Source organism: Arthrobacter rhamnosi (genome assembly GCF_054510855.1).
The window spans coordinates 16,954-38,669 of sequence record NZ_JBTNDT010000013.1 but is presented as its reverse complement, the minus strand read 5'-3'; the positions used below and the strand labels follow the sequence as shown (position 1 = coordinate 38,669).

The following is a 21,716-nucleotide window of genomic DNA, read 5'->3' as shown; positions in this document are numbered from 1 at the left end:
TACCATCCCCGGTCACATCCGCCAGGAACCGCGGATGCTTCTCCACCCGCCACCCGCCGGCCGAGTACGCGAAGTTGTCCACCACCTTGACCGGCGCCCTGAACGTGCCGTCCCCGTTGTTCAACGACACCCAGACGCCATCCCCGTGGAAGCCAATGATGTCCGCCCTACCATCCCCGGTCACATCCGCCAGGAAACGGGGGTGCCGTTCGACCCGCCATGTCCCGCCGCCATAGCCGAAACTGTTCAACACGGTCTGCGGGGGGTGGAAGGTCCCGTCGCCCTTGTTGCGCGCTACACGGACACCGGACTCACCGAACCCGATGATGTCGGCCCGCTTGTCCCCGGTCACATCCGCCAGGAACCGCGGATGCCTCCCCACCCGCCATCCTCCGGCGACGGCGCTGTACCCGAAGGATCCGTCGAGCACTTTCTGCGTGGAGTGGAACGTTCCGTCGCCCTTGTTCAGTGCCCCCCAGACGGCGGACTCACCGAACCCGGCAATGTCCGCCCGTCCGTCCCCGGTCAGATCGGTGGAATAGGCGATGTACGCCCATGGAAAGGGCTTGGGCTCGAGCTGGGGATACATCGCATGGACGGCAGCGATGTCTCCGTCGCTCAAACCTGTCCGCTGGCCGAAGGACTCACCGTTGATAGCCGCTATCGTCACCTGGCCATTGATACCGAAGGCGGTGGGGCCATAGTGCATGATCGATTCGAAGTCATAAGCGCCGATGTCGTCTCCATCGGTGATGTGCTGATTGAAGTTGTGCTCCTTGCCGTCCTCGATGCTTTCCCAGTTGATGCGGATAAAACGGGCCCGGTCTTCCCGGCTTTGCTCGTGCCACAACCCGACTGCGTGGCCGATCTCGTGCACCGCGGCCCCAAAACCGCACCCCGCAGCCAGTGAAATATCCTGCTCGCCCCCCTGCATACCGACGCTGGACCAACAGCCATCCCGGACCTGGAAGGACACCCAGTTCGGCCACGATCCGGCATTCTGTGCCGTCCTCTCAACGAAACGAATCCAGGTGTGAGCCTCCCAGTGCTCAATCGCGGCGCTGACCCGGTCCCGCAGTTCGGGAACCGTCTCATAAGGAACTATCCCGTTCGGCCAGCGAAACCTCTGACCTGTGATACCCACTCCTTCAGCGAAGTCGAGTGGTTCCTCGGTGTGGCCGCTGATGGAGAGTCTTTCAGTCGCGATCCCCTCAAATTCCGTGCGCCAAGCCTCGAGCTCATCGACGGTTCCGAGCCGGATGTCTCCCTCGAAAAAGCCGACCCCGTCGATCGCGGCGTAGTGAACTGGCTTGAGTTGGAAGGCTTGGATACCGAAGACGAAGGACGTCCGGACGTCTGCGGAGGACCTGAACATCAATTCCTCACACCTAGAGCGGGTCTCGTCCATGCCTTCCGGGGCAGGACCTTGGTTCTCTTCCATGATGTCTCCCAGGTAAAAAGCTGCGATTGCAGTGGTGCAGGGCAGGTTAGCGACGTGGGCGTTACCAGCCCATTACCAAAAAAGACCCTTCGTGGCGGTGACGCAGCAGTCGGGGCGGAAGGTTGATCCGGCGATAACGAGGCGTGCATGCTCCATAGCTACGTCGTAAAGGCACATAGAGCAGGAGAATAGAAGCCCGTCAGCCGGCGGTTGGTACTGCTGGATGCCACGTCTCCCGGTAACGAGCGTAGGAGAGCAGTACTCTGATTCCCGATTCTTTTTGCCACCGCGACGAGCCGGGCATTTCAGGGCATGCCGGGCATGAGGTTCCCAGTGACAGGGGCCCCTGGTGGTCTCCGACCTCCTGAGGCGGCTTTGATCGGAAGCCTTAAACAGTGCTCAGCGGGCTGGCAAATGCCTGCAGGTGCTTCAATCGGTCAACCTGGTGAACTGTTTTCGCCATTTCTGGCAGGGGTTTCTCGGGGACGCGGTAGGTGCACCAGACGGCAGCGTCTCGTGCCACCGAGCAGCGCTCCGGCAGGTGAGAGCAATGACGATACGCAATCGCTCCTTTGGAGACGTAGTTGTGTCCGAGAAGTAACCATTTCCTGATGATTCAAAGCCCCCTCCTGAAACAGAGGGGTATTTTATTGACACGCCACACCTAGGTGAGGATGCTTGCTTTTGGATGAGGCATCGTCTAAGCAAACTGAAACCAGGTTCCCATGGGCTACGACGACTATGGTGAATTGAAACTCGAACTGCTCCGGGCTTGGCGGCTTTACCGGAATGGCGTTGTCGTGCACGTTGCCACCCGTCAGCAACGCCTCATTGCAGCGCTTGCCATCAAGGGGCCCTGTCTTCGGAGCTTTCTGGTCGGCCTGCTGTGGCCGGAATATCCCGATCCCAGAGCTCTAGAAAGTCTGCGGGTCAGCGTGCACCTGGTGTCGCGCCAGGTACCCGGGCTGATCGTCAATCATGGCGCGATGTTGTCCTTGAACGACCGGGTTGAGGTGGACTTGCATCGTGTTCGTATTCAGATGGAGAGAGTGAGCGCGGTTGGAGTTGAGGAGAATTGGGCTCCTATGCTGCACGATCTGCGTGACGCGGAGCTGCTACCTGGTTGGTATGAGGACTGGGTCATATTCGAACAAAGCCGGCTGCAGCAGGACCGGCTTCGCGCTTTTACCATCATTGCTGGCCAGTCTCTCGCCCAGGGCTACTGTGCTACTGCTGGTGCGGCCGCAGAGGCAGCACTGGAGTTGGAGCCACTGTACGAGGCTGCGGTCCGGATGCTCGTGGCGGCGGAGTTGCAGCATGGCAATCCGGCGGCGGCGCTTCGGGATTACGAACGGTATCGGGAAAAACTGGAGGAGGATCTGGGGCTGCAGCCTTCTGCGGCTCTTAGCAGGCTTGTCGCTGATGCCATCGAGGGTCCAGCGCGTACAAGAAAAGACCACCTAGTTGTTCCTGCGGGTGACTCCTGGCTGAGCGGCGAGCCACTTCGCCACCACCCATAGAACCTCGTCATGGTCGGCGGCGAGTACAGTACGTTGTTCGTTTCCGGATCTTTGCCCGTAAGTTATCCGTGCGCGAAAGCCCTGGCTGTGCCCCCGCTCAAACCATGTCCGGATGATCATGGTTTCCACTGCCGGGGCCTCCGGGCTTGCTCCCAAGTCGCCCGTTGATTTTAGCCAACGGTGGTCTGTCGCCATGACGCTCACCTGCTCCCGGTCTACGTTTGGTCCTCGTGGAAAAGCGTGGCTCCTACGCCCGACCCCCGGTTAGCGTGAACGTGGAGTATGCACTCCCGTGCGGCAAGAAAAGCATCGTGCAGCTGCCGTACTTCTGTTGCGGAAGCATCAGAAGTGAACCCACGGCTGACTTTCGGCGGATGATGTCGCATTAGCCCTAGTACAACGGAGCCCCGTTACGGGGACGTTACTGCTGCTGGGGGGGAGCGGTTTTGGTTCATCGACCTTGGCTGGTGGCACTGCACGCATGGCCGCAATGGCCGGCCCCGGTCGGGCCAATGGAGGGGAGCGGAGGCATGGAACCAGTTAGGTTGATGTCGCGCGGCGGGCGGGCTGAAGCGGTAAGTGGGGCGATAACGCGGGTGTAACGCCCGGCTGAATATACTCGTTCAGCCTCGTCGAGCTCCTGACGGCACGAACGGTGCAGGTCGGAGGCCCGGGACACCCGATTCGAGAGAACCACTTTGACAACGAGTTTTGGGGTGGGCGGCTGGGGTGGGCGACCACGGTGGCTCATTGTGCCGGAGGGAGGTGCCTACCTGAATTCCTGGTCCACGGACTGGGGCCGGGCGGGGCATGAACCTGCTCCAGGACCACCGACCGGCGATCACGGCCGGTAGATGACGCAAGTAGATGAGAGGTAGAGACATGGTCGACGGAACACTTCCACTGAACCTTCTCGAGCGGCTCGACATCCCCGAAGACGTCAAGGATCTGCTCCGGGTAATACCCGGGCAGCAACAGACTGAACTGATTCCGCCGGACACTGAATCCTTCGGTGAGCAAACGATTGAGCCCTATTGCCCTCCGTGGGCAACCCTCGCCGACCCTTCCTCTGATGAGACATTCTCAGTGGAAGGACAGTCGTTCATCGCACCTGCAGTCCACGAAGAGCCCAACCCGATGCTCTATCCGATGTGCACCGTTGGGATCGTCTTCAACAGCAATGGACGACGGGGAAGCGGTGTCCTTGTCGGACCCAATCTGCTCCTCACTGCCGGCCACGTTGCCCCGTGGGGAGCCCAGAACTGGAGCATGGAGTTCGTTCCCGCCTACAACAATGGTGCCCGGCCGTTCGGCAGCTCATTTGTGCAGAACTACCACGGATACAACCCGAACGGGAGTGTCACCGGATACGACTACATCATCTGCAAGCTCTTCAACCCCCTGGGAAGAGCATTGGGATGGATGGGCGCCGCATCGTTCGGCAACGAGGACGAGTACTACAACAAGCGGTTCGTTTCGTCCGGTTATCCCGGCAGCTATGGGGAGCGACCGGCGGTCGAGCTGGACATGGCTGTGCGCGACATCGACAACGACAGTCCCGGCAAAGAGCTTGAGTTTGATCTGCAGGCGGATCTTGGCCCAGGTTGGTCCGGTGGCCCCCTCTGGCACCACACCGCAACCCCGTACGTTGTGGGCGTCCTGAGCGGTCAGGAAAAGGATGTTCTCGACCCAACACGCCTGGTGTACTCCGGCGGTGGGGCACTCATGGACCTGATCCGACACGGGCAAGCGAACTGGCCCGTGTAGCCCCCGCCCCTAGTAAGGCATGCGAGGGAACCACAGCGGTTCGGTCCACTAATTGACACGTTTGAGGAACGGAACTCATCATTTTATCGATCAACGGTCTGAGGTGATTGGCACTTTATCCGGAGATCGGGAAATCAGAGCGGTTTTCTACCATCGTCTTTTCATGTCGCGGCAGCGGCTGGCAGATCGGTACAACCGGAAATCATTATGAAGGAAGGCAGGGAGCGCGGAACTCTCGCCGATCGGCCGGCGATCCCCATGTGCTGCCTCTAGAGTTGGAGCCACAAATGGTAATCATGGACTGGTCGGACTATGAGAAAATCGGGGCTGAAAAATTAGCTGCGGCGCCCAGCGCGTGTTCCGGAGGGACGGGAATACAGGAAGTCTATGTCAGCCGTACGCCGGAACTAGACCTGTGGACGAAAACCTACACGCCCTGGGGAGGTTGGACCGGGTACAACCAAATCGCGCCGAACCCCTTTCTCGGTTCCCCCGCCGTAATAGCACCAGATCATCAAAGCCGGCACCTGCTCGTCCGCGGCACGGACAGTCGCCTCTGGGGCAAGGTCTATGACACCAACATCGGGTGGTCCGGCTACTCATTACTCGACCAGCAACTGCTGATCAATTCAAGCCCAAGCATCTGTTCACGATGGCAAGGCTGGCTGGACGTTTTCGCACGGGCCGCCCGTGACCACAGTCTGTGGACCAAGGCCTTCAATGGGAAGACTTGGTTACCAGCCCGGCAGCTGGGTGCCGAACAGCTCAATGCTGCGCCAGCGGCAGTGTCACGAGGAAATGGTCGCATCGATGTTTTTGTCCAGGGTACGGACAGCGCACTTTGGTATAAAGCCTTCGATGGGCACACGTGGTCCGGTTATAGCCAGATCAGCCCGGAACCCTTCAGCCAAGCCCCAGCAGTGTGCACCAGGGGTCCGGACAGTCTGGACATCTTTGTCCAACGTCAGTCCGATAATGCCATCTGGCACAAATGGTATGACCGGGGCTGGTCAGCGTACGAGCCAATCGGCACCGAGTCAGTCATTTCTTCGCCAGCGGTGGTATGGGCTGACGGCAAAATCCATGTTTTCGGCCTTGACCCTCAAGGTGCTCTACTCCACAAAACAGGCACGCCTGTGCCCGAAAACTCGACGCAACGGGACTGGCGCTGGTGCAACAAGTGCCAGGGGCTGTTCTTCGGCGGCGGTCAAGCGGCCTCTCAGTGCCCGGCCGGAGACGCTCACTCGCCTCAGACTCAGAGCAACAGCGGCAACTACATCTTGCCTTTCGCCGTACAGGCATCTCCCCACCATCAGAGGGACTGGCGCTGGTGCAACAGGTGCCAGGGGCTGTTCTTCGGCGGCGGTCAAGCAACATCCCGGTGCCCGGCCGGAGGAACACACGCCCCGTCGGCACAAACTGGAAGTGCCGACTACTGCCTTGCTTACGGCATACAGGCATCCCCCCACCGTCAGAGGGACTGGCGCTGGTGCAACAGGTGCCAGGGGTTGTTCTTCGGCGGCGGTCAAGCAACATCCCGGTGCCCGGCCGGAGGAACACACACCCCGTCGGCACAATCTGGCAGTGCCGACTACTGCCTCCCGCATGTAATGGCCTGATCTGTTCGGTTCCAATCGTCCACGACGTGGCCCTGTGTGCCCGTTCGGGTTTCGGCGTGCCCGTTCGGCTTTCGGCGTGCCCGTTCGGGTTTCGGCGTGGCGTAGTTGAACCTTGGGAGGGACTATCAGCAGGATTGCATGTCGCGTCTAGTTTCCGTGCCCAGTGAAGAACGCGTTTCCGTGCCCAGTGAAGAACGCGGTCCTCTTAAGAACGCGGTCCTCGGTTCCTCGGCTTACGCCCTGCATAGTTTCGGCCCGTCTGGACCTTCGGTCAGACCTACCTTTGGGCCCGTGTCCGCGTTCAATGTTTCTGCCAGTGGTCGGTGGGCTCATCGGGGGCGGAGGATGGAACAGTCCTTGTGAGTTGACCCATCCATCCGAAAATTCATCCGATGTCGGCCAGGAAGCGGGGGTGCTTCTCCACCCGCCACCCGCCGGCCGAATAGGCGAAGTTGTCCACCACCTTGGCCGGGGCCTTGAACGTGCCGTCCCCGTTGTTCAGCGACACCCACACCCCGGCATCACCGAAGCCCACGATGTCCGCCCTACCATCCCCGGTCACATCCGCCAGGAACCGCGGATGCTTCTCCACCCGCCACCCGCCGGCCGAGTACGCGAAGTTGTCCACCACCTTGGCCGGGGCCTTGAACGTGCCGTTGCCGTTGTTCAATGACACCCACACCCCGGCATCACCGAAGCCCACGATGTCCGCCCTACCATCCCCGGTCACATCGGCCAGGAACCGCGGATGCTTCTCCACCCGCCACCCGCCGGCCGAATAGGCGAAGTTGTCCACCACCTTGACCGGCGCCCTGAACGTGCCGTTGCCGTTGTTCAGCGACACCCACACCCCGGCATCACCGAAGCCCACGATGTCCGCCCTACCGTCCCCGGTCACATCCGCCAGGAACCGCGGGTGCTTCTCGACCCGCCACCCGCCGGCCGAATAGGCGAAGTTGTCCACGACCTTGGCCGGGGCCTTGAACGTGCCGTTGCCGTTGTTCAATGACACCCACACCCCGGCATCACCGAAGCCCACGATGTCCGCCCTGCCGTCCCCGGTCACATCGGCCAGGAACCGCGGATGCTTCTCGACCCGCCACCCGCCGGCCGAGTACGCGAGATTGTCCACGACCTTGGCCGGGGCCCTGAACGTGCCGTTGCCGTTGTTCAATGACACCCACACCCCGGCATCACCGAAGCCCACGATGTCCGCCCTGCCGTCCCCGGTCACATCCGCCAGGAACCGCGGATGCTTCTCCACCCACCACCCGCCGGCCGAGTACGCGAAGTTGTCCACGACCTTGGCCGGGGCCTTGAACGTGCCGTTGCCGTTGTTCAATGACACCCACACCCCGGCATCACCGAAGCCCACAATGTCCGCCCTGCCGTCCCCGGTCACATCCGCCAGGAACCGCGGATGCTTCTCGACCCGCCACCCGCCGGCCGAATACGCGAAGTTGTCCACCACCTTGACCGGGGCCTTGAACGTGCCGTTGCCGTTGTTCAATGACACCCACACCCCGGCATCACCGAAGCCCACGATGCTGGCGTGGCCCAGCGAGCCGATGCGGTTTCGGATGACCTGGCTACACACCAGACAGAATGGATCTCCCAGGCTGCGCATCTTGCAGTTGTATTCGGGACGGAACGCGCCGCAGTGGTAGTAGTGGGCGCCTTCGAAAGCTCCTACGGTTCCTGCCGGGACCGGGCTTGGTTGCGGATCGACTGTCGTGCAGTCCGGGTTGGCTGTCGTTGGGAGTGCCGTGGCCGCGTTCACCGCCCAGCGCCATTTCAGGGTGGCCCGGTTTGCATCGACGGTGACGTTGGGTTCGCTGGGTTCTACCGGTGGGTGGTGGTCATGACCGGTTTCGGCTCCGCCGGCATAGTAGTCGTACTCATCCGCCAGCCCGAAGGCGGTGTGTCCGAGCTCGTGGATGGCGATTTCGGTCGCGCCTGAGGCAAGGGAGTAAGTGCCCACTGATCCTCCAGCGCCACCGTAGATGGTCGAATTGACCACGACCAGAACCACGGTGAACTCGGGCACCTGCGCTGCTGCCACCTGCAGGGCCGTCGTGGTGTTGCATAGCAGCAAACGGCGGATGTTGTTGCCTCCGAAGGTGGCGTCGAAGTAGGTACGGACAACCGCTCCCGTACCTCCTGCCGCCGCCGGGTCGTCAGCTCCGGAATCGGTTGAGGCGACGTTGACGCGGAAAACGTTGATTGCGGACGCTAACCCGTCGAAGGGTGCTGTGGCGCTGAAAGCGGTGACGAACTCGGTGCATGCGGTATTGAAGTTGGCTTGTTGTCCAGCGGTGAACCCCTCAGCGAGCAGGACGATGTTGAACGCCCTGTTACGGGGTGCGGATCCGAAGATCTGTGTGTTGCCCTGTACGGTGCCATCGGAAGTAGTCATGATCACATCCCCTAACGCGTCTGCAGGAGGGGGAAGACGCCGAGTTCTTCGGGAGCAGAGCGTTCCGCTTCCAGCTTGCCTTCCGCCCCTCGGGCTGCTCGAACCCCCAGTACGGCCACTCGTGCCGCGTCTTCGGAGGCGGGTACCACCACGGTGAAAGCCCCGCTGGGCTTGTCCACGTCGACCCTGACGATGGCTTCTGCCGTGGACTCCGGGAAAACCTCGATACTTGTTGAGAAAACATTGCCAATGGGTACGCGCGATAGTGCGCCGCCATCTGCCGCGCGCACCTCTACGTAGCTCCCTGGCGGCGGTTCCCGTAGCGCGGGCACCCTGGTGATGTCGACGTCTTGCTGGGAAATAAGGGTGACGTCGTCCCCGTCAAATTGAAAGATCAATCGGACGGCCCGCCGCTGGCTGGAGGGTTTTCCCTCAGTATTTTCAGTCATGGTGATCCACCTTGGGCAATAGAGCTATCGATAAAAGAAGAGAGTGAGGGTCCTTCGCGCACCGGAAAGCCTGCACGGAGATGGGCTCATCGACCTAATCAGTACTGGTTGGAGCCTGGACCAGACCCGCGCCTACGTCTACGGGGTCCGTGCCGGATTGGAGGGGTTCGTGCGTCCCGGAACCGATCAGTTTTGCCTGAAGGAGTACCGGACTGAGCGGTCCCTGCGCAAGAAGCCGTTCGACCCAGAGCGCGGCGACCCCAGCCACATGCGGGGTCGCCATACTGGTTCCGCTGATCGTTTTGGTGCCGCCATTGAGCCAGGCACTGAGGATCCCAACTCCGGGACCGGCTACGGTGGCCATCGTGTTGGAGAACGGTGCCACGGTGAGTCCGCCGCCGGCACGTCCGTCGGCTAAGGCAGCAACCGACGTAATCCCATAGGCTGCCGCCGGTGGGGCAACGTTGATCTCGTATGCGGGATTGCCGGTGCGTTCGCTTTCATTTCCGGCGGCCGCCACGACGATTGTGGTCTGGGCGACTGAGGCGCGGGCGTTGAGCAGGTTGGTCAACTGTTCGAAAAGCCGGACATTGGCGCGGTAGCCCTCGAGGGCGATCGATGTCGCGGCGGGGATGGACAAACCGTTCACCTTGACCAGTTCATCCACCCAACCGGGAAAGTCGATGCCCAGCGACATGGAAATCACATGGGCGCCGTTGTCGGCAGCCCACAACATGGCCGAGGCAAGGATGTCGCTGCTTCCGCCGTTCGGACCACCGAGTACCTTCCCGATCAGGGCTTTCTGGACGCCGCGGGCAACGCCGATCCGCTGGCCCTCGAGGTCGCGGCCGAAGATTGTTCCCGCGCAGTGCGTACCGTGCCCGTTGTCGTCATCGGCGCTGCCAGCGCCCGTAAAGTCCTTCGTGACAAGGTCAACACCGGCGAAGGCGGGATGGGTAGCGTCGATGCCGGTGTCCAGGACCGACACGATCGCCCCGGCGCCCGTGAAGGCAGACGTATCCGCTCCGACGGCCTTGACGCCCCACGTTACGGAACCGGACGCTGCATCCTCTGCATTAAGGGGTTCGATGAGATTCATCGGCATCGTGGGGGCGAAGCTGAGGACCGTCGGATCGTTTCGTAGGGCGTTGATCGTGGCACTCGAGGGGTTGTCTTCCCTTTCCACCGTCATCCCCACCGCGCGCTCGGCGATGCCTTGGGCAGTGGATTCGAGTCCAGGCGTCACCGGTCCGTCGAAGGGGCCCCGGGTGGCGTGCAGGGCAGGTGCGCGCAAAATAACGATCTTCTGGGCGAGAGGTGTCGACATCGTGGTTTCCTTGATCGCTATGCACAGCGACCTGCGTCTCATGGCGTCAGGGCTGTGCGGAAAGTTTGTGCACGTGCCGGCGTGGAAAGCCGGACAAAGGAGATCGCAGTGTCCCCGGACGTGAAGCTGCGCGGTGATCGGCGGAGGTTTTGGGCTTGCGAGGCAGCCAATCAGAATTTCTACTTTTCCTTTTCCAAAATTTCTACTCTTCACAGTGTCGTCGCTGGTGCTGCCAGGACGCGCGCATCGAAGTCACCAAGACACCCATTTCGCTTCGGTGAACGCAGCGACCGCCGCCGGTTGGTCGGTTCTTCCGGCTCTGGTCTTGCGGGGATACCTAGTATCAGCCGCCACTAGGCGTCCCAGCGGCAGAATCTGCCATATACCTTCACTCTCCCAAGGTCGCCTTGCCTTGAGCAGGACGGCTTCGAACAATCAGGTGCGAGAAAAGGAAGGGCTGGGCAGCGACTTCAGCCATTGCACCAATTCTTCCACCTAGCAATGTCCCGCACGTGTTGTGCGACGGCGCACCTTGCAACCTTCCGTTCAAAATAGAGAACCCGCCGTTACTGCGGCGTTACTGCGGCCTTACTCATCCATGTTTTCGCCGATGTTGTGGCCGAGGCCTGGGCCTGCATCGCCCGTTAACTGCATTGCCCGAGGGACAGGAGGTTGGGATGGGATTTATCGCCGCACAGGGGTAACGCCGGCGTAACGCGAATCCCTGTATGAGTCGCAGCATGACTAAACCAGGTAAACGTAAAGCGCCCTGGCGGGAGGATGTATTGGCCCAGGTGGCCCGCCTCAGAACAATCGCCACCTCTCTTCGGGCTGACCCGCCAATGCCATCAGCCCCCGGGGATATGCGTCGAAGCGCTCTAATTGACGGTATCAACGGACATGTGCAGGAAGCGGAAGAAGCCGCGAAGGCCGGTCGTCGAAACGATCCGGCCGCGATGGCCCGTGCATACAGTGCCATCGACTCAGCTGAGGAACAACTGCTGCGCATCGCACCCCCGTCATACGTTCAGGGCTGGATCCCTGAGATCTTGTCGGATGTCCGAAAGTACCTGGCCCCCGCCGATCCGCGCCGAGCGTGGATCGAGAAAGCACTCACGGCATCACCAGCACCTGTGAACATCGATGACAGTGTTCGTGAAAGTGTCATCGCAGCCTCGGCAGCCGCACACTCGCGTGCTCGCCAGGCGTATGGACAGGCTCGCAGCTTCTATCGGGCCCTGATGTGGGCCGTGGTGCTCATCACGATCATGGCTGCCGCATTGGCAGTGCTCGGTGCGTACTTTCCCGACAAGCTTTCCGTGTGCTTCAACCCCCAGGGTGAGTCGCAGGGAGCTCCGGCCAAAATTGTATGTGCGACGCACGAATCAATCTTTCCCACGAGTGATGATCCACCGCAAGCCGACATCGACAAAACACGAGAGGAAACAATCACACGCGCCGATGTGGCCCTGATTGAGCTTATGGGCCTTTTGGCAGCCGCCGTATCAGGGGCAGCATCACTGCGTAAAGTCCAGGGTACTTTCAGCCCATACTCGGTGCCGGCGCTTCTTGGACTCATGAAATTGCCACTGGGAGCCCTTACTGCATACCTCGGGCTGATCCTCATGCGGGGAGGATTCGTGCCTGGATTGTCCGCGCTGGACACTGCTCCGCAAATACTCGCATGGGCCGCTATTTTTGGTGCCTCCCAGCAACTGTTCACCGGTGTCGTGGATCGACAGGCGAAGGTAGTCCTGGACAAAATAGGCGGCAAGGAACACAAAGCTGAGACCTGAACATGATCCGATCGCGCCCGAGTGCTCAGCTACCAGCTTTCCCTTCCCGAAAAACAATGGTGCGGGTAGCCCTTCCAGGAGAAGCGCTGCGGGCTGAGGACAGGCAGCTTGGAGAGCTGTACCGCTCGGCATGGCATGCGACCCGTCTGCAGCAAGAGGAGCCGTGGTGCGGCGGTCATAGGCCTACCCGGCGAATTCCAGATCAGATGGGACCGGGACTTGCGGGTGGGGTTGGGCGTCGAGTGCGTGTGTTGATTCGGAACTCGGCGCTGGCGGGAATGCCGGTCAGGTCGACCGGGACGATGTCGAGGTTACGGTCGGACTGGGCAATCGCGCGCTCGAGCACCCGCTCCTGTACATCATCGGGTTGCAGTCGCTTGCCACCTTCGAGTTGCACCACTCGATGGGTGCCGACCACCATGCCGTCGGGATCGAAGATCGCGAAGTCCAGGCTGTCGGTCACGACGCCCGCATTGGAGGCTGCCGGGCTGCGGTCGTGGATGAGGCCAAATGCCGAACACGTCTCAACGCCTTCTGCTTGCAGCTGGAACGTGACATGGTCCGTCTCCAGCCAGACGTTGTTGTCCGTCTCCTTGTTGGCCATCGGGATCCCCCACACACCGTGTGGAGTGTTCACGGTCTCGATGTAGGCCAGCGCGTATTGCCTACGGAACGGCTCGAATTGCGCACCGTCCTGTAGGTACACGGCGCTCAACTGGATGTGGGCCAGGATCGGAAGGTTTGGGAACTGGGCCTCGTGCGTGGACCAGCCGAGGCCGCCCCGGCGAACCAACCAAGCACCATAAAATACGTTGGACATGGGAAATCTCCTGAGTCGGAAGGGACGACGTTAAGGGGCGAAGCAGGATTGGAGCGAGCCTGCGCGGAATCGGTAATGAGGCGGGTACGGTCGCATCCATGGCAGTGAGGCCGCGGCGGAATTCCGGTCGGTCTTTCACACCGCTGGTTATCGGGAGAACACGGCAGAATATGCAGCGCTATCTCACTGCAGTTGAAGCAGACCCTCACTCTTAGAAATGCCTGCCGGGCATATCGGATAATCACCTGGTTGTATCAGTAGTCACGTTCTGGGCCGGCCATGCCGGTGTCCATAGTGCTGTCACCTAGGTCCGTGGCGGTGTGGTCATCAAGGGGATGCCCTCGCCGCAGCCATGGAGCCACCACCTATTTCCCCACTCCGGGCGTTACTGCGGCGTTACTGCACCGTGGGCGCCCCCGTCCCGCACCAGCAGTCCGTACTTTCGGCCAGCTGAACCAGGAAATGCCGGCTAGGCATCACGGTTGCCTCCCGCGCGGCGTCAGTCTGCGCGTGGTCGGCTCTGCGGTTCACCCCGGGCCCTCGGGCGCTACGCGGGCCTCAGGCGTCTGTAACGCAGTAGTAACGCGGTAAGAGGTCTACTCCACAGCAACAAGGGGCTTCGGCACGTCCCGGTACTCCAGGATTTAGACCACACTGAAAAAGAGAATGTGATGACACAGGACGACTCCTACGCGTTCCCTTGTATCTGTTCAGGTGCGGAGTTCTCATGACTCAGTTCCTGCCGATCATCTACGTTCGGGGATTCGCCGGTGGCACTCGGGGAATCGACAAAGCAGTGGACGATCCCTTCTATGGCTTCAATGAAGGGTCCACCCATGTGCGTGTCGGCGCCCATGGGAATGCCCTGTTCTACCAGTTTGAATCCCCCCTGCTGCGACTGATGATGGACTACGGCTACGAACTGAAGGTAAGTGGTGATCAGCAGCGACTGCTCAATGATGCTGGAAGCGACTCGATGCCACCCCGGACGATCTGGGTGTACCGTTTCTACGACCCCAGCGCTTCCACCTTCGATCACCCGCCTTTGCCCTACCGGATAGAAGACGCCGCCAGAGGCCTGGCGGACTACATACACAAGGTCCTGGACAAGACGAAGGACGCGGACCAGGTCTATCTTGTGGCGCATTCTATGGGGGGACTTGTCTGCCGGTCCGCCATCCAGCGCTTCATGTACACACCGGGCCAGGCGTTGGGCCCCGAGGAAGTCGCCGCGGGGGAAGGTTTCGCCCCGGATCCCGCTCATCAGGAACACGTGAACCTGTCCGGGAAGGTGACACCGCCGTTCCCTATCTCGAAAGTGGTCACGTATGGAACCCCTCACGGAGGAATCGACATCGACCTCGGCGGATCGATCGGAGATTGGTTCGTGGAGACGTTCGGGCCCAACGGCTCCGACATCTTCAAGGAACCCCGCATGAGGCAATACCTGTCTCCCGAAGGCAAAGAAGATTTCAATCCTCCCGGTGGCTGGGACCCCCGTGTTCCGTACTTCAGCGCGCTCCCGGCTGAGCGGTACCTGTCACTGGTGGGCACCAACCCGGGAGACTACGACGTCGCCCTTGGGTGGTCCTCGCGGGCGGTAGGCGTCAAGAGCGACGGACTCGTGCAGATCCGCAATGCCTACGTGAAGGGCTCTAACCGGGCCTACATCCACCGCTCTCATTCCGGGCGCTACGGTCTGGTCAACTCGGAGGAGGGCTATCAGAACCTTCAACGTTTTCTCTTCGGCAACATAAAGATCGCGATCAGCCTGTCGGATCTTGACCTGGATCTGACGGATGGAGCAGTCTGGCAGGCAGACGTGGGACTCGCGATCCGAGGAGTCCCGGTGCTGATGCATTACCAGTCCGCGACCGCCCACTGTCCGGTTGTTCTCAACGAGGAGAACCGGGATACGCCGCTGAACCCGGTGCCGCTGGTGACAGCCTTCCTGCTGCCAAGAGAAGATCCAGCAGAGCCTCGTCGATATGCCCTGGATTTGCGCGTGTACTGCCTTCGTGAGGACAAGGGCTTCCTATCCTTCGGTTCCCACCTCGAGCAGGTAGCCGACTGGCAGGACGCCCTCCTGGTCGACGTGTCCACCCAGGCCGACGGGACGATCGGGAGTGCGCGCTACCAGTGGAACTCCACCCTCGCGGGAGCGATCGCCAAGGCCGGCACACTGGACAAGGAGCTCGTGTGGCGGCAGGCCCCGGACGACACCGCGAAGTCGCCCAGTTTCGTCGCACGAATCGACATACCTCGGGTGGCTGAAAGCGTCTTGGGACCAAACGCTCACCTCAGCGTCGGCATCGGACAATGGCAATAGAGAGTCATGTCGACCCAAGGCGACGGCTGCCCACCGCGCACGAAACCACGCAGCTTCTGCGTGCGTCTCGCTCCTGCTGATTCGCAGGCGCGAACGGCATCTCCACGCTGGGCAGTCTCCTCGGTTGCCAGCAGCCTTGAGGAGGCTGCCCCGCGCGAAGCCCTCGCGAACTGCCGCATGCCGCTAACCGACGTCCTGTCGGCGCGCTCTCTGTCCGTGCAGCTGGGAACCAGCGGCCGAGCATCAGGAGCTGCCTGATGGGGGAGGCGTCCGAAACTGAGAACGAACTTCAGCTGTCCGGCACGGATACACAGAAACACGGATCCCCTGCGCGAGGGTTCCCACCAGCGCGACAGGCGGTGCCGTTCATTGGATGATCGCTGTGCCCCCCATCATCCGGTCTGGCGATGCTGCCACTGCGGGCCAGGCAGGGGAAGCCGCCACGTCAGGAAGTGGCCCGAAAAGCAGCAGCTGGTCGCGCCCGCTCATAAAGGGGCTAGCGGTGCTTCGATCTCGTCGTCTCGTGGCCCAGGACGGGAACCGTGAATCATCCGTCCGTCAGCCGGTCGGTCCTGAAAAAGAGTGACCTCGATGCCGTTCATTCGCGGGTGACCGGCTCGGGAGTCAATGGTCAGGGGTGGCGGAGGCAAGACGGTTATCTAACTCCAATCCACACACTGGCCCAGTACACCTCGGTCGCGGGGAAGGAACACCGATCACTCCAACTAGGGTGGTTTTATGCCTCAACTCGAGCCGGATCTTCCGGCAGATTATGCCGCCGCCCTCACGGCTTTGAAGACGCTGGTACGGGAAGCCCAGCACCGTGCGCAGCGCGTCGTGAATACGGCGATGATCGAGCTGTACTGGAACATCGGGCGGTCCATCTTGGCGAGGCAGGCAGATGAACCTTGGGGGAGTAGGGTCCTGGACCGCCTGGCGAAGGACCTGAAGGCGGAGTTCCCCCATATGAGGGGATTTTCCCGTACGAACCTGTACAACATGCGTGCCTTCGCCGCGGCGTGGGACGACGCGGAACCAATTGTCCAGACACCGTCTGGACAATTGAGCTGGAGCCACAACGTCGCCCTCCTGAACAAGGTTGACGACCACGAGCTGCGCACCTGGTACGCGGCTCGTGCCGCCCAGCACGGCTGGTCCGTTGCCGTGCTCGAACACCAGATCCTCACCAATCTCCACGCCCGGGCTGGCGCGGCACCGAACAACCTCGAAGCACGGCTGCCAGGCGAGGGCACAGACCTGGCCCGCGAAGTGGCGAAGGACCCCCTGGTGTTCGACTTCCTCGGCCTGACAGAAGAGGCCCAGGAACATGCCATCGAGGAGGCCATGACGCTCCGGATGGCTCAGACCCTGGCGGAGTTCGGGCCAGGCTTCGCCTTCGTCGGCCGCCAACACCACCTCAATATCGACGGGGACGACTTCTACATCGACCTCCTGCTCTACCACGTCCCCTCCGACCGGTACGTGGTCGTGGAGTTGAAGGCCGGCAAGTTCAAGCCCGAGAACCTCGGCCAGCTGAACTTTTACGTCGCAGCAGTCAACGACATCATGCGACTCCCACGGCAGGCACCAACCGTCGGGATCCTCGTGTGCGGATCGAAAAGCGAACGTACGGTGCGCTACGCCCTCGAAGGCTCCACCCAGCCCCTGGCCGTGACGTCCTACACCTACGAAGCGCTTCCGGCCGATGAACGAGCCACCCTGCCTTCGCCGGCCGCCATCACCGCTGCGTTGGAGCACGAACCACTGAACGCCCCCGATACACGGGACCTTGAACCCGACGACGCCAGCCCGCGGTGATACGAACAGACATGCAGTGACAGGAACGAGTCCCTCCGACCTTGCCATGCCGTAGCAGTAACGCGGCAGTAACGCGGCGTGCCTAGGTTCAGTCCATCCTTGACGTTCGAGTGGTCCCTCGGGGTATCGGATTCACCCGAGATCAGGCATTGGTCGAGGAAGGGCCGCTCCCGTCACTTCGAGTTATCTTGGGGGTGCGCATTAGCGACGACAGCAGGGCCCACACCATCATCGGGGTCGCAACATCGATCGTGGCCTTTGTCGGCAGGGCCGACCGCGGCCCGACGAACGAGCCGGTCACGATCACCAGCTTTGGTGACTTTGAGCGACTCTTCGGGGGACTATCGCTGAACAGCACGCTCGGCTACGCCGTTCGCGACTTCTACCTCAACGGTGGCAGCCAGGCCATCATCGTCCGCCTGCACCACGCAGGGTTTGCCCCGGACCAGGAGCATGCCGGTCCCGATGCCGCAACTCAGGCCACGGCAACCGCGACCATAGGGGAAGATGCTGCCGCAGCGATGACGGCCGCGCGCGCCCAGGCCGACAGCTACGGCGGGATGGCGTCGGGCGGGGGCGCGCTGGATGCCAACGACTTCATCGGTCCCGGCAAGGAGCAGGCAGAAGCGGGGCTCTATGCGCTGAGCAAGGCCGACCTGTTCAGCATCCTGTGCCTGCCGCCCTACCTTGAGGACGGCAATGTCGATCAGTCTGTGGTGGCTGCCGCCGCGGCATACTGCGAAAAGCGTCGAGCCATGCTGCTCATCGACCCACCGGCCATGTGGGCCGATAAGGACGCGGCCCAGGCGGGCGTGGCTTTTTTGGGGACCACGAGCAAGAACGCGGCGTTGTACTTCCCGCGGCTGCGACAGCCCAGTCTGGTGCGCGGGGGCCAGCTCGACAGCTTCGTCCCGTGTGGTGCTGTCGCAGGCGTTATGGCACGCACCGACGCCGATCGAGGCGTCTGGAAGGCTCCGGCTGGCATAGCTGCCACGCTGGTCGGCGTGCCGGAGCTGGATGTGCCGCTCACGGACGCCCAGACCGACGATCTCAATCCGCTCGGAATCAACTGCCTGCGTGCAACGCCCGGTGCTGGGTGCGTCATCTGGGGTTCCCGCACCCTGCAGGGCGACGACCGGCTCGCATCCGAGTGGAAGTACGTTCCCGTGCGGCGGACGGCGCTGTTCATCGAGGAAAGCCTCGATCGCGGGACTCGCTGGGCGGCGTTCGAGCCAAACGACGAGACGCTCTGGGAGCAAATCAGGCTCAACGTCGGATCGTTCATGTACAACCTGTTCCGGCAGGGCGCGTTCCAAGGCAGCACGACGCAGGAGGCCTACTTCGTCCGCTGCGGTGGGGACACAACGACGCAGTACGACATCGACCTAGGCGTCGTTAACATCGTGGTCGGCTTCGCCCCACTCCGTCCCTCGAACTTCGTCGTGATCAAAATCCAGCAGTTGGCCCGACAGGCCCATGGTGAGCAAGCCGCGGCCGTGCCGGGCAACAGGGTGGAGGAGGCTCGGCAACAAGGACCCGGCGCCCGTCACTGGCTGCTCTAGCCGCTGATACCCAATCCTTCGTCGGTTTGCTCCCTGTCTGCTGATCATCCTCGGCAAGTATCACCAGCTACATCAGGCGCAGGACATGTCCGAGCGGGCAAATCCGATCCGCTGGCTACTCGGTAGTTACAGAGTTCCGAAGTGCGGAAACGCAAAGCTACCGTTTGATTACTTCAGACGCGCTGTGTTCCGCCCCGCATGCTGGCCTCTGCGGGCCCCTTGCTGCGACGCGACACGATCGTCGACGATTGGAGATCCTGTCAGGTCACCCGACGGCTGGGAGCCGCGTCCCTCCTCGGTAGCGTTAAGTAGCCGCAAGCACGTCACCGATCTATAGATATGTAAAGGACAGAAGCACTACTGCCTTGTTGGACTGGGCCATGAACTGCGTGCAGCATGCGTACCGGCGGTGGACAGGCATTTGTCCAACAGGCCGTTGGACAAATGCCCGCGGTGGTTCAGCACAATGTTGCGGTGGGGGCGTCAGTTCACGCTCGAGCTCTGCTGCGCTTCAGGCCAAGGAGCGTGAAAGCGTGCATCAGCTCAGGCTCAAGCCGCTGAACGATAGGGGCCCTGCCTTCGTGATAATCGCAGACATCGGTCCGTTCGGGGGCCGCACAGCCGCTCATTGAGCGACGTCGTCCGCGTGCCTGCCCGAGCCACGAAGGACCCACGTTCTGCAGGACTACAATCAACCGCCAAGAGCCGCCTGAGCGAGGCGTTCCGCGCCCTCGGCCAGCGCGACAGAGAGTTCCCCTTCGCCCAGGCGCGAGGCGTAGGAGGCCAAGACGACTGCTCCCACCACGCGCGCGGCATCCATCTGCCACGGCTCCGGCCGCGGTCCTTCCTCCTGACGCGGACCGGGCCAGGGCCACGGCCACTTGCGCGGCCAGGGGGAGGCGCACCAGTCATCAACGAGTTCGCTGATAAAACGCGATGAAGCTTCCCCACGCACATCAGCCTCAACCGCCAGCCGTGTGAATTCCGTTGCCATGAGGCCGGCTTCGATGAGAAATCCGTTTGGTTGCAGCCTGGGAGGTAGCGGCTGGGGATTCAGGGCTACCGCGGAGTACCGTTCCCGGGAGTACCGTTCCCAGGAGTACCGTTCCCGAACCAGTGGCCCCTGCAGATCGATGAGATCCCAGACGGCAGGGTGAATGCGGGCTATCAGGGACAGCAGTGCGTAGTGTTGCATGGTCGCTCCTTGGTTTCCTGTTCCTCGCCGGCATGGTGTCGGCACTGGGTGCTCGGTACCGGTCGCCAATGAAGCAAATACGGGCCCGGTGCCCCGCTGACATGCTCTTTTGTCAGGGACATGTACGCCTGCCAGTAGCGACACGCACTGGATCCGATGCTTAAGCCTGCTGGTAGCGTTCGCTATTTAAGCGCATTCTTCGGCCATGGCTTCTTCCTAGAAGAGAGGGTCCCTTTTGGACGATCGCCAGCGGCGGTGCGTCGGGTACCACACCATTGTGAGAGCGGAGCGTTACTGTAGCGTTATCCACCTTTGGGGCCCGCCGGATTGAATGCCCGCCCGACGTTTCGCAATGAATGGTGTGCCGGCCAAAACCGCCGATAACAGAGATTATGTCAGGTAGCGGTTGGGGAAGGGGCTGAAACCACTCCTATTCGGCGCTTTCCGATGCGATCTCGTCGAAGGCTGCGGCAAGTTCATCGGCGGCCGGCAGGGCTCGTCGTTCCGCGGCCGGCAGGGTTTCGTACGTGTAGGTGGACACGGCCATGGGTGACTCGGACCGGCCGAGGGCGTAGCGAACGGTGTGGTCGTTCTTGCTGCCGCAGATCAGGATCCCGACGGTGTCGTTATGGGCCTCCCGGCGGAGCTTGTCGTCGACCAGGGCGACGTAGAAGTTCAGCTTTCCGGCGTATTCGGGCTGGAACTTGCCGGTCTTGAGTTCGACGACGACGTAGCGCAGCTGCTCGACGTGGAAGAACAAGAGGTCGATGTAGAAGTCATCTCCACCGACCTCGAGGTGTACCTGCCGGCCGACGAACGCGAACCCGGGACCAAGCTCACGGAGGGTGTCGACGATGCGGTCCATGAGGGCCTGCTCGAGGTCACGCTCGGCAACCTCGCCGGAGAGCCCGAGGAACTCGAAAGCATACGGATCCTTGGCGACCTGCTGGGCGAGCTCGGAATCGCCCGCTGCGAGCTGGCGGTTGAAGTTCGACGGTGCGGTACCGGTGCGCTCCATGGACTTGTTCATGATCATGTTCATGAGCACGTTCCTGGACCACCCGTACTCGACGGCTGCCGCGGCGTACCAGTTGCGGGCGTCAGAGCCGAGGTTCTTGTCGAGGATCGTGCGGATGTGACCCCATGGCAATTGCGCCACAGGCTGTGGCGCAATTGACTCCCCCGGCCACTGGCGGGCGAAAGTCGCCATGTACTGCAGGTTCCGCGGCGAGAAACCGGTCATGTCCGGGAACTCTCTCCGAAGGTCATCAGCAAGACGTGAGATGACCCTACTCCCCCACCTGTCCTGCTCCTGACGCGCCAATACGTCTCGACCAATCCCCCAGTACAGCTCAATCAGCTGCGTATTGACGCTCCGCTGGGCGCTCAAACGGGCACCACGGACGCGATCCTTCAGCGCCTGCAGGTTCAAGCCGTAGTCATCAGGCAAGGCGACGTCGGAAATTGTCATAGGACCCATCCTTTCAGGACCATCCACCTCGGAAGCCCAAAGCCATGCAATGGCCGCCAGGGTCGTCGTAACGCTTCTGGGGCGCGTGTAGCCACAAAATCCATCACTCGTGGCTCCATGCCAACTCGCCATGCATTCACCCGCCCCGACCGGAAAGTCTAGGATTTGGCTGCCAGCGCAACCGAT

At 61.7% G+C, this 21,716-nt stretch carries 14 protein-coding genes; 7 read left to right on the top strand and 7 right to left on the bottom strand.

Annotated features, from left to right (window positions below; all coding sequences use genetic code 11):
- Nucleotides 1-1,441 (bottom strand): M12 family metallopeptidase (locus ACX80I_RS17045; protein ID WP_459346291.1); only part of this gene is annotated, 1,441 nt, incomplete at its 3' end.
- A 725-nt stretch (nt 1,442-2,166) separates the two neighbouring features.
- On the opposite strand from ACX80I_RS17045, the gene ACX80I_RS17040 reads away from it, so the two are divergent.
- From ACX80I_RS17040 to ACX80I_RS17300, 3 genes are all read left to right on the top strand, one after another.
- Nucleotides 2,167-2,961 (top strand): AfsR/SARP family transcriptional regulator, encoded by a 795-nt coding sequence (locus ACX80I_RS17040; RefSeq protein ID WP_459346290.1) that lies wholly within the window; start codon nt 2,167-2,169, stop codon nt 2,959-2,961.
- Nucleotides 2,962-3,843: 882 nt separating this feature from the next.
- Complete coding sequence (locus tag ACX80I_RS17035; protein ID WP_459346289.1) at nt 3,844-4,728, top strand: trypsin-like serine peptidase; 885 nt, start codon at nt 3,844-3,846, stop codon at nt 4,726-4,728.
- Nucleotides 4,729-5,015: 287 nt separating this feature from the next.
- Complete coding sequence (locus ACX80I_RS17300; RefSeq protein ID WP_525929870.1) at nt 5,016-6,347, top strand: DUF8189 domain-containing protein; 1,332 nt, start codon at nt 5,016-5,018, stop codon at nt 6,345-6,347.
- Nucleotides 6,348-6,732: 385 nt separating this feature from the next.
- On the opposite strand, the gene ACX80I_RS17030 is transcribed toward ACX80I_RS17300, so the two are convergent.
- The 3 genes from ACX80I_RS17030 to ACX80I_RS17020 all read right to left on the bottom strand — a co-directional run bounded on the left by ACX80I_RS17030 (nt 6,733) and on the right by ACX80I_RS17020 (nt 10,539).
- Nucleotides 6,733-8,763 carry an FG-GAP-like repeat-containing protein gene (locus tag ACX80I_RS17030; protein ID WP_459346288.1) on the bottom strand — a complete coding sequence of 677 codons (2,031 nt, stop codon included), beginning with the start codon at nt 8,761-8,763 and terminating at the stop codon, nt 6,733-6,735.
- 11 nt (nt 8,764-8,774) lie between these two features.
- Nucleotides 8,775-9,212 carry a hypothetical protein gene (locus tag ACX80I_RS17025; protein ID WP_459346287.1) on the bottom strand — a complete coding sequence of 146 codons (438 nt, stop codon included), beginning with the start codon at nt 9,210-9,212 and terminating at the stop codon, nt 8,775-8,777.
- 94 nt (nt 9,213-9,306) lie between these two features.
- The gene (locus tag ACX80I_RS17020) at nt 9,307-10,539 is read right to left on the bottom strand and encodes a S8 family peptidase (RefSeq protein WP_459346286.1); all 1,233 of its coding nucleotides are present in this window, start codon (nt 10,537-10,539) and stop codon (nt 9,307-9,309) included.
- A 740-nt stretch (nt 10,540-11,279) separates the two neighbouring features.
- On the opposite strand from ACX80I_RS17020, the gene ACX80I_RS17015 reads away from it, so the two are divergent.
- The gene (locus ACX80I_RS17015; protein WP_459346285.1) at nt 11,280-12,335 is read left to right on the top strand and encodes a hypothetical protein; all 1,056 of its coding nucleotides are present in this window, start codon (nt 11,280-11,282) and stop codon (nt 12,333-12,335) included.
- Between the two features lie 202 nt (nt 12,336-12,537).
- On the opposite strand, the gene ACX80I_RS17010 is transcribed toward ACX80I_RS17015, so the two are convergent.
- Nucleotides 12,538-13,155, bottom strand: coding sequence for a hypothetical protein (locus tag ACX80I_RS17010; RefSeq protein ID WP_459346284.1), 618 nt, complete (start codon nt 13,153-13,155; stop codon nt 12,538-12,540).
- A gap of 727 nt (nt 13,156-13,882) precedes the next feature.
- Here ACX80I_RS17010 and ACX80I_RS17005 point away from each other — a divergent pair.
- The 3 genes from ACX80I_RS17005 (at nt 13,883) to ACX80I_RS16995 (ending at nt 18,864) form a co-directional block, all read left to right on the top strand.
- Nucleotides 13,883-15,484: an esterase/lipase family protein gene (locus ACX80I_RS17005; protein WP_459346283.1), complete on the top strand. Its 1,602-nt coding sequence runs from the start codon at nt 13,883-13,885 to the stop codon at nt 15,482-15,484.
- 738 nt (nt 15,485-16,222) lie between these two features.
- Nucleotides 16,223-17,302 carry a PDDEXK nuclease domain-containing protein gene (locus tag ACX80I_RS17000; RefSeq protein ID WP_459346282.1) on the top strand — a complete coding sequence of 360 codons (1,080 nt, stop codon included), beginning with the start codon at nt 16,223-16,225 and terminating at the stop codon, nt 17,300-17,302.
- A 194-nt stretch (nt 17,303-17,496) separates the two neighbouring features.
- Entirely contained in the window at nt 17,497-18,864 is a 1,368-nt protein-coding gene (locus tag ACX80I_RS16995; RefSeq protein ID WP_459346281.1) for a phage tail sheath family protein, read from the top strand.
- Between the two features lie 691 nt (nt 18,865-19,555).
- On the opposite strand, the gene ACX80I_RS16990 is transcribed toward ACX80I_RS16995, so the two are convergent.
- Nucleotides 19,556-20,059, bottom strand: a complete 504-nt coding sequence (locus tag ACX80I_RS16990) for a hypothetical protein (protein WP_459346280.1) — start codon at nt 20,057-20,059, stop codon at nt 19,556-19,558.
- 430 nt (nt 20,060-20,489) lie between these two features.
- The gene (locus ACX80I_RS16985; protein WP_459346279.1) at nt 20,490-21,530 is read right to left on the bottom strand and encodes a PDDEXK nuclease domain-containing protein; all 1,041 of its coding nucleotides are present in this window, start codon (nt 21,528-21,530) and stop codon (nt 20,490-20,492) included.
- Between the last annotated feature and the right edge of the window lie 186 nt (nt 21,531-21,716).

Bases quoted from the DNA above. Each gene is read 5' to 3' on its own strand.
- ACX80I_RS17040 (WP_459346290.1), top strand. From the start codon at position 2,167: ATGGGCTACGACGACTATGGTGAATTGAAACTCGAACTGCTCCGGGCT.
- ACX80I_RS17035 (WP_459346289.1), top strand. From the start codon at position 3,844: ATGGTCGACGGAACACTTCCACTGAACCTTCTCGAGCGGCTCGACATC.
- ACX80I_RS17300 (WP_525929870.1), top strand. From the start codon at position 5,016: ATGGTAATCATGGACTGGTCGGACTATGAGAAAATCGGGGCTGAAAAA.
- ACX80I_RS17030 (WP_459346288.1), bottom strand. From the start codon at position 8,763: ATGACTACTTCCGATGGCACCGTACAGGGCAACACACAGATCTTCGGA.
- ACX80I_RS17025 (WP_459346287.1), bottom strand. From the start codon at position 9,212: ATGACTGAAAATACTGAGGGAAAACCCTCCAGCCAGCGGCGGGCCGTC.
- ACX80I_RS17020 (WP_459346286.1), bottom strand. From the start codon at position 10,539: ATGTCGACACCTCTCGCCCAGAAGATCGTTATTTTGCGCGCACCTGCC.
- ACX80I_RS17015 (WP_459346285.1), top strand. From the start codon at position 11,280: ATGACTAAACCAGGTAAACGTAAAGCGCCCTGGCGGGAGGATGTATTG.
- ACX80I_RS17010 (WP_459346284.1), bottom strand. From the start codon at position 13,155: ATGTCCAACGTATTTTATGGTGCTTGGTTGGTTCGCCGGGGCGGCCTC.
- ACX80I_RS17005 (WP_459346283.1), top strand. From the start codon at position 13,883: ATGACTCAGTTCCTGCCGATCATCTACGTTCGGGGATTCGCCGGTGGC.
- ACX80I_RS17000 (WP_459346282.1), top strand. From the start codon at position 16,223: ATGCCTCAACTCGAGCCGGATCTTCCGGCAGATTATGCCGCCGCCCTC.
- ACX80I_RS16990 (WP_459346280.1), bottom strand. From the start codon at position 20,059: ATGCAACACTACGCACTGCTGTCCCTGATAGCCCGCATTCACCCTGCC.
- ACX80I_RS16985 (WP_459346279.1), bottom strand. From the start codon at position 21,530: ATGACAATTTCCGACGTCGCCTTGCCTGATGACTACGGCTTGAACCTG.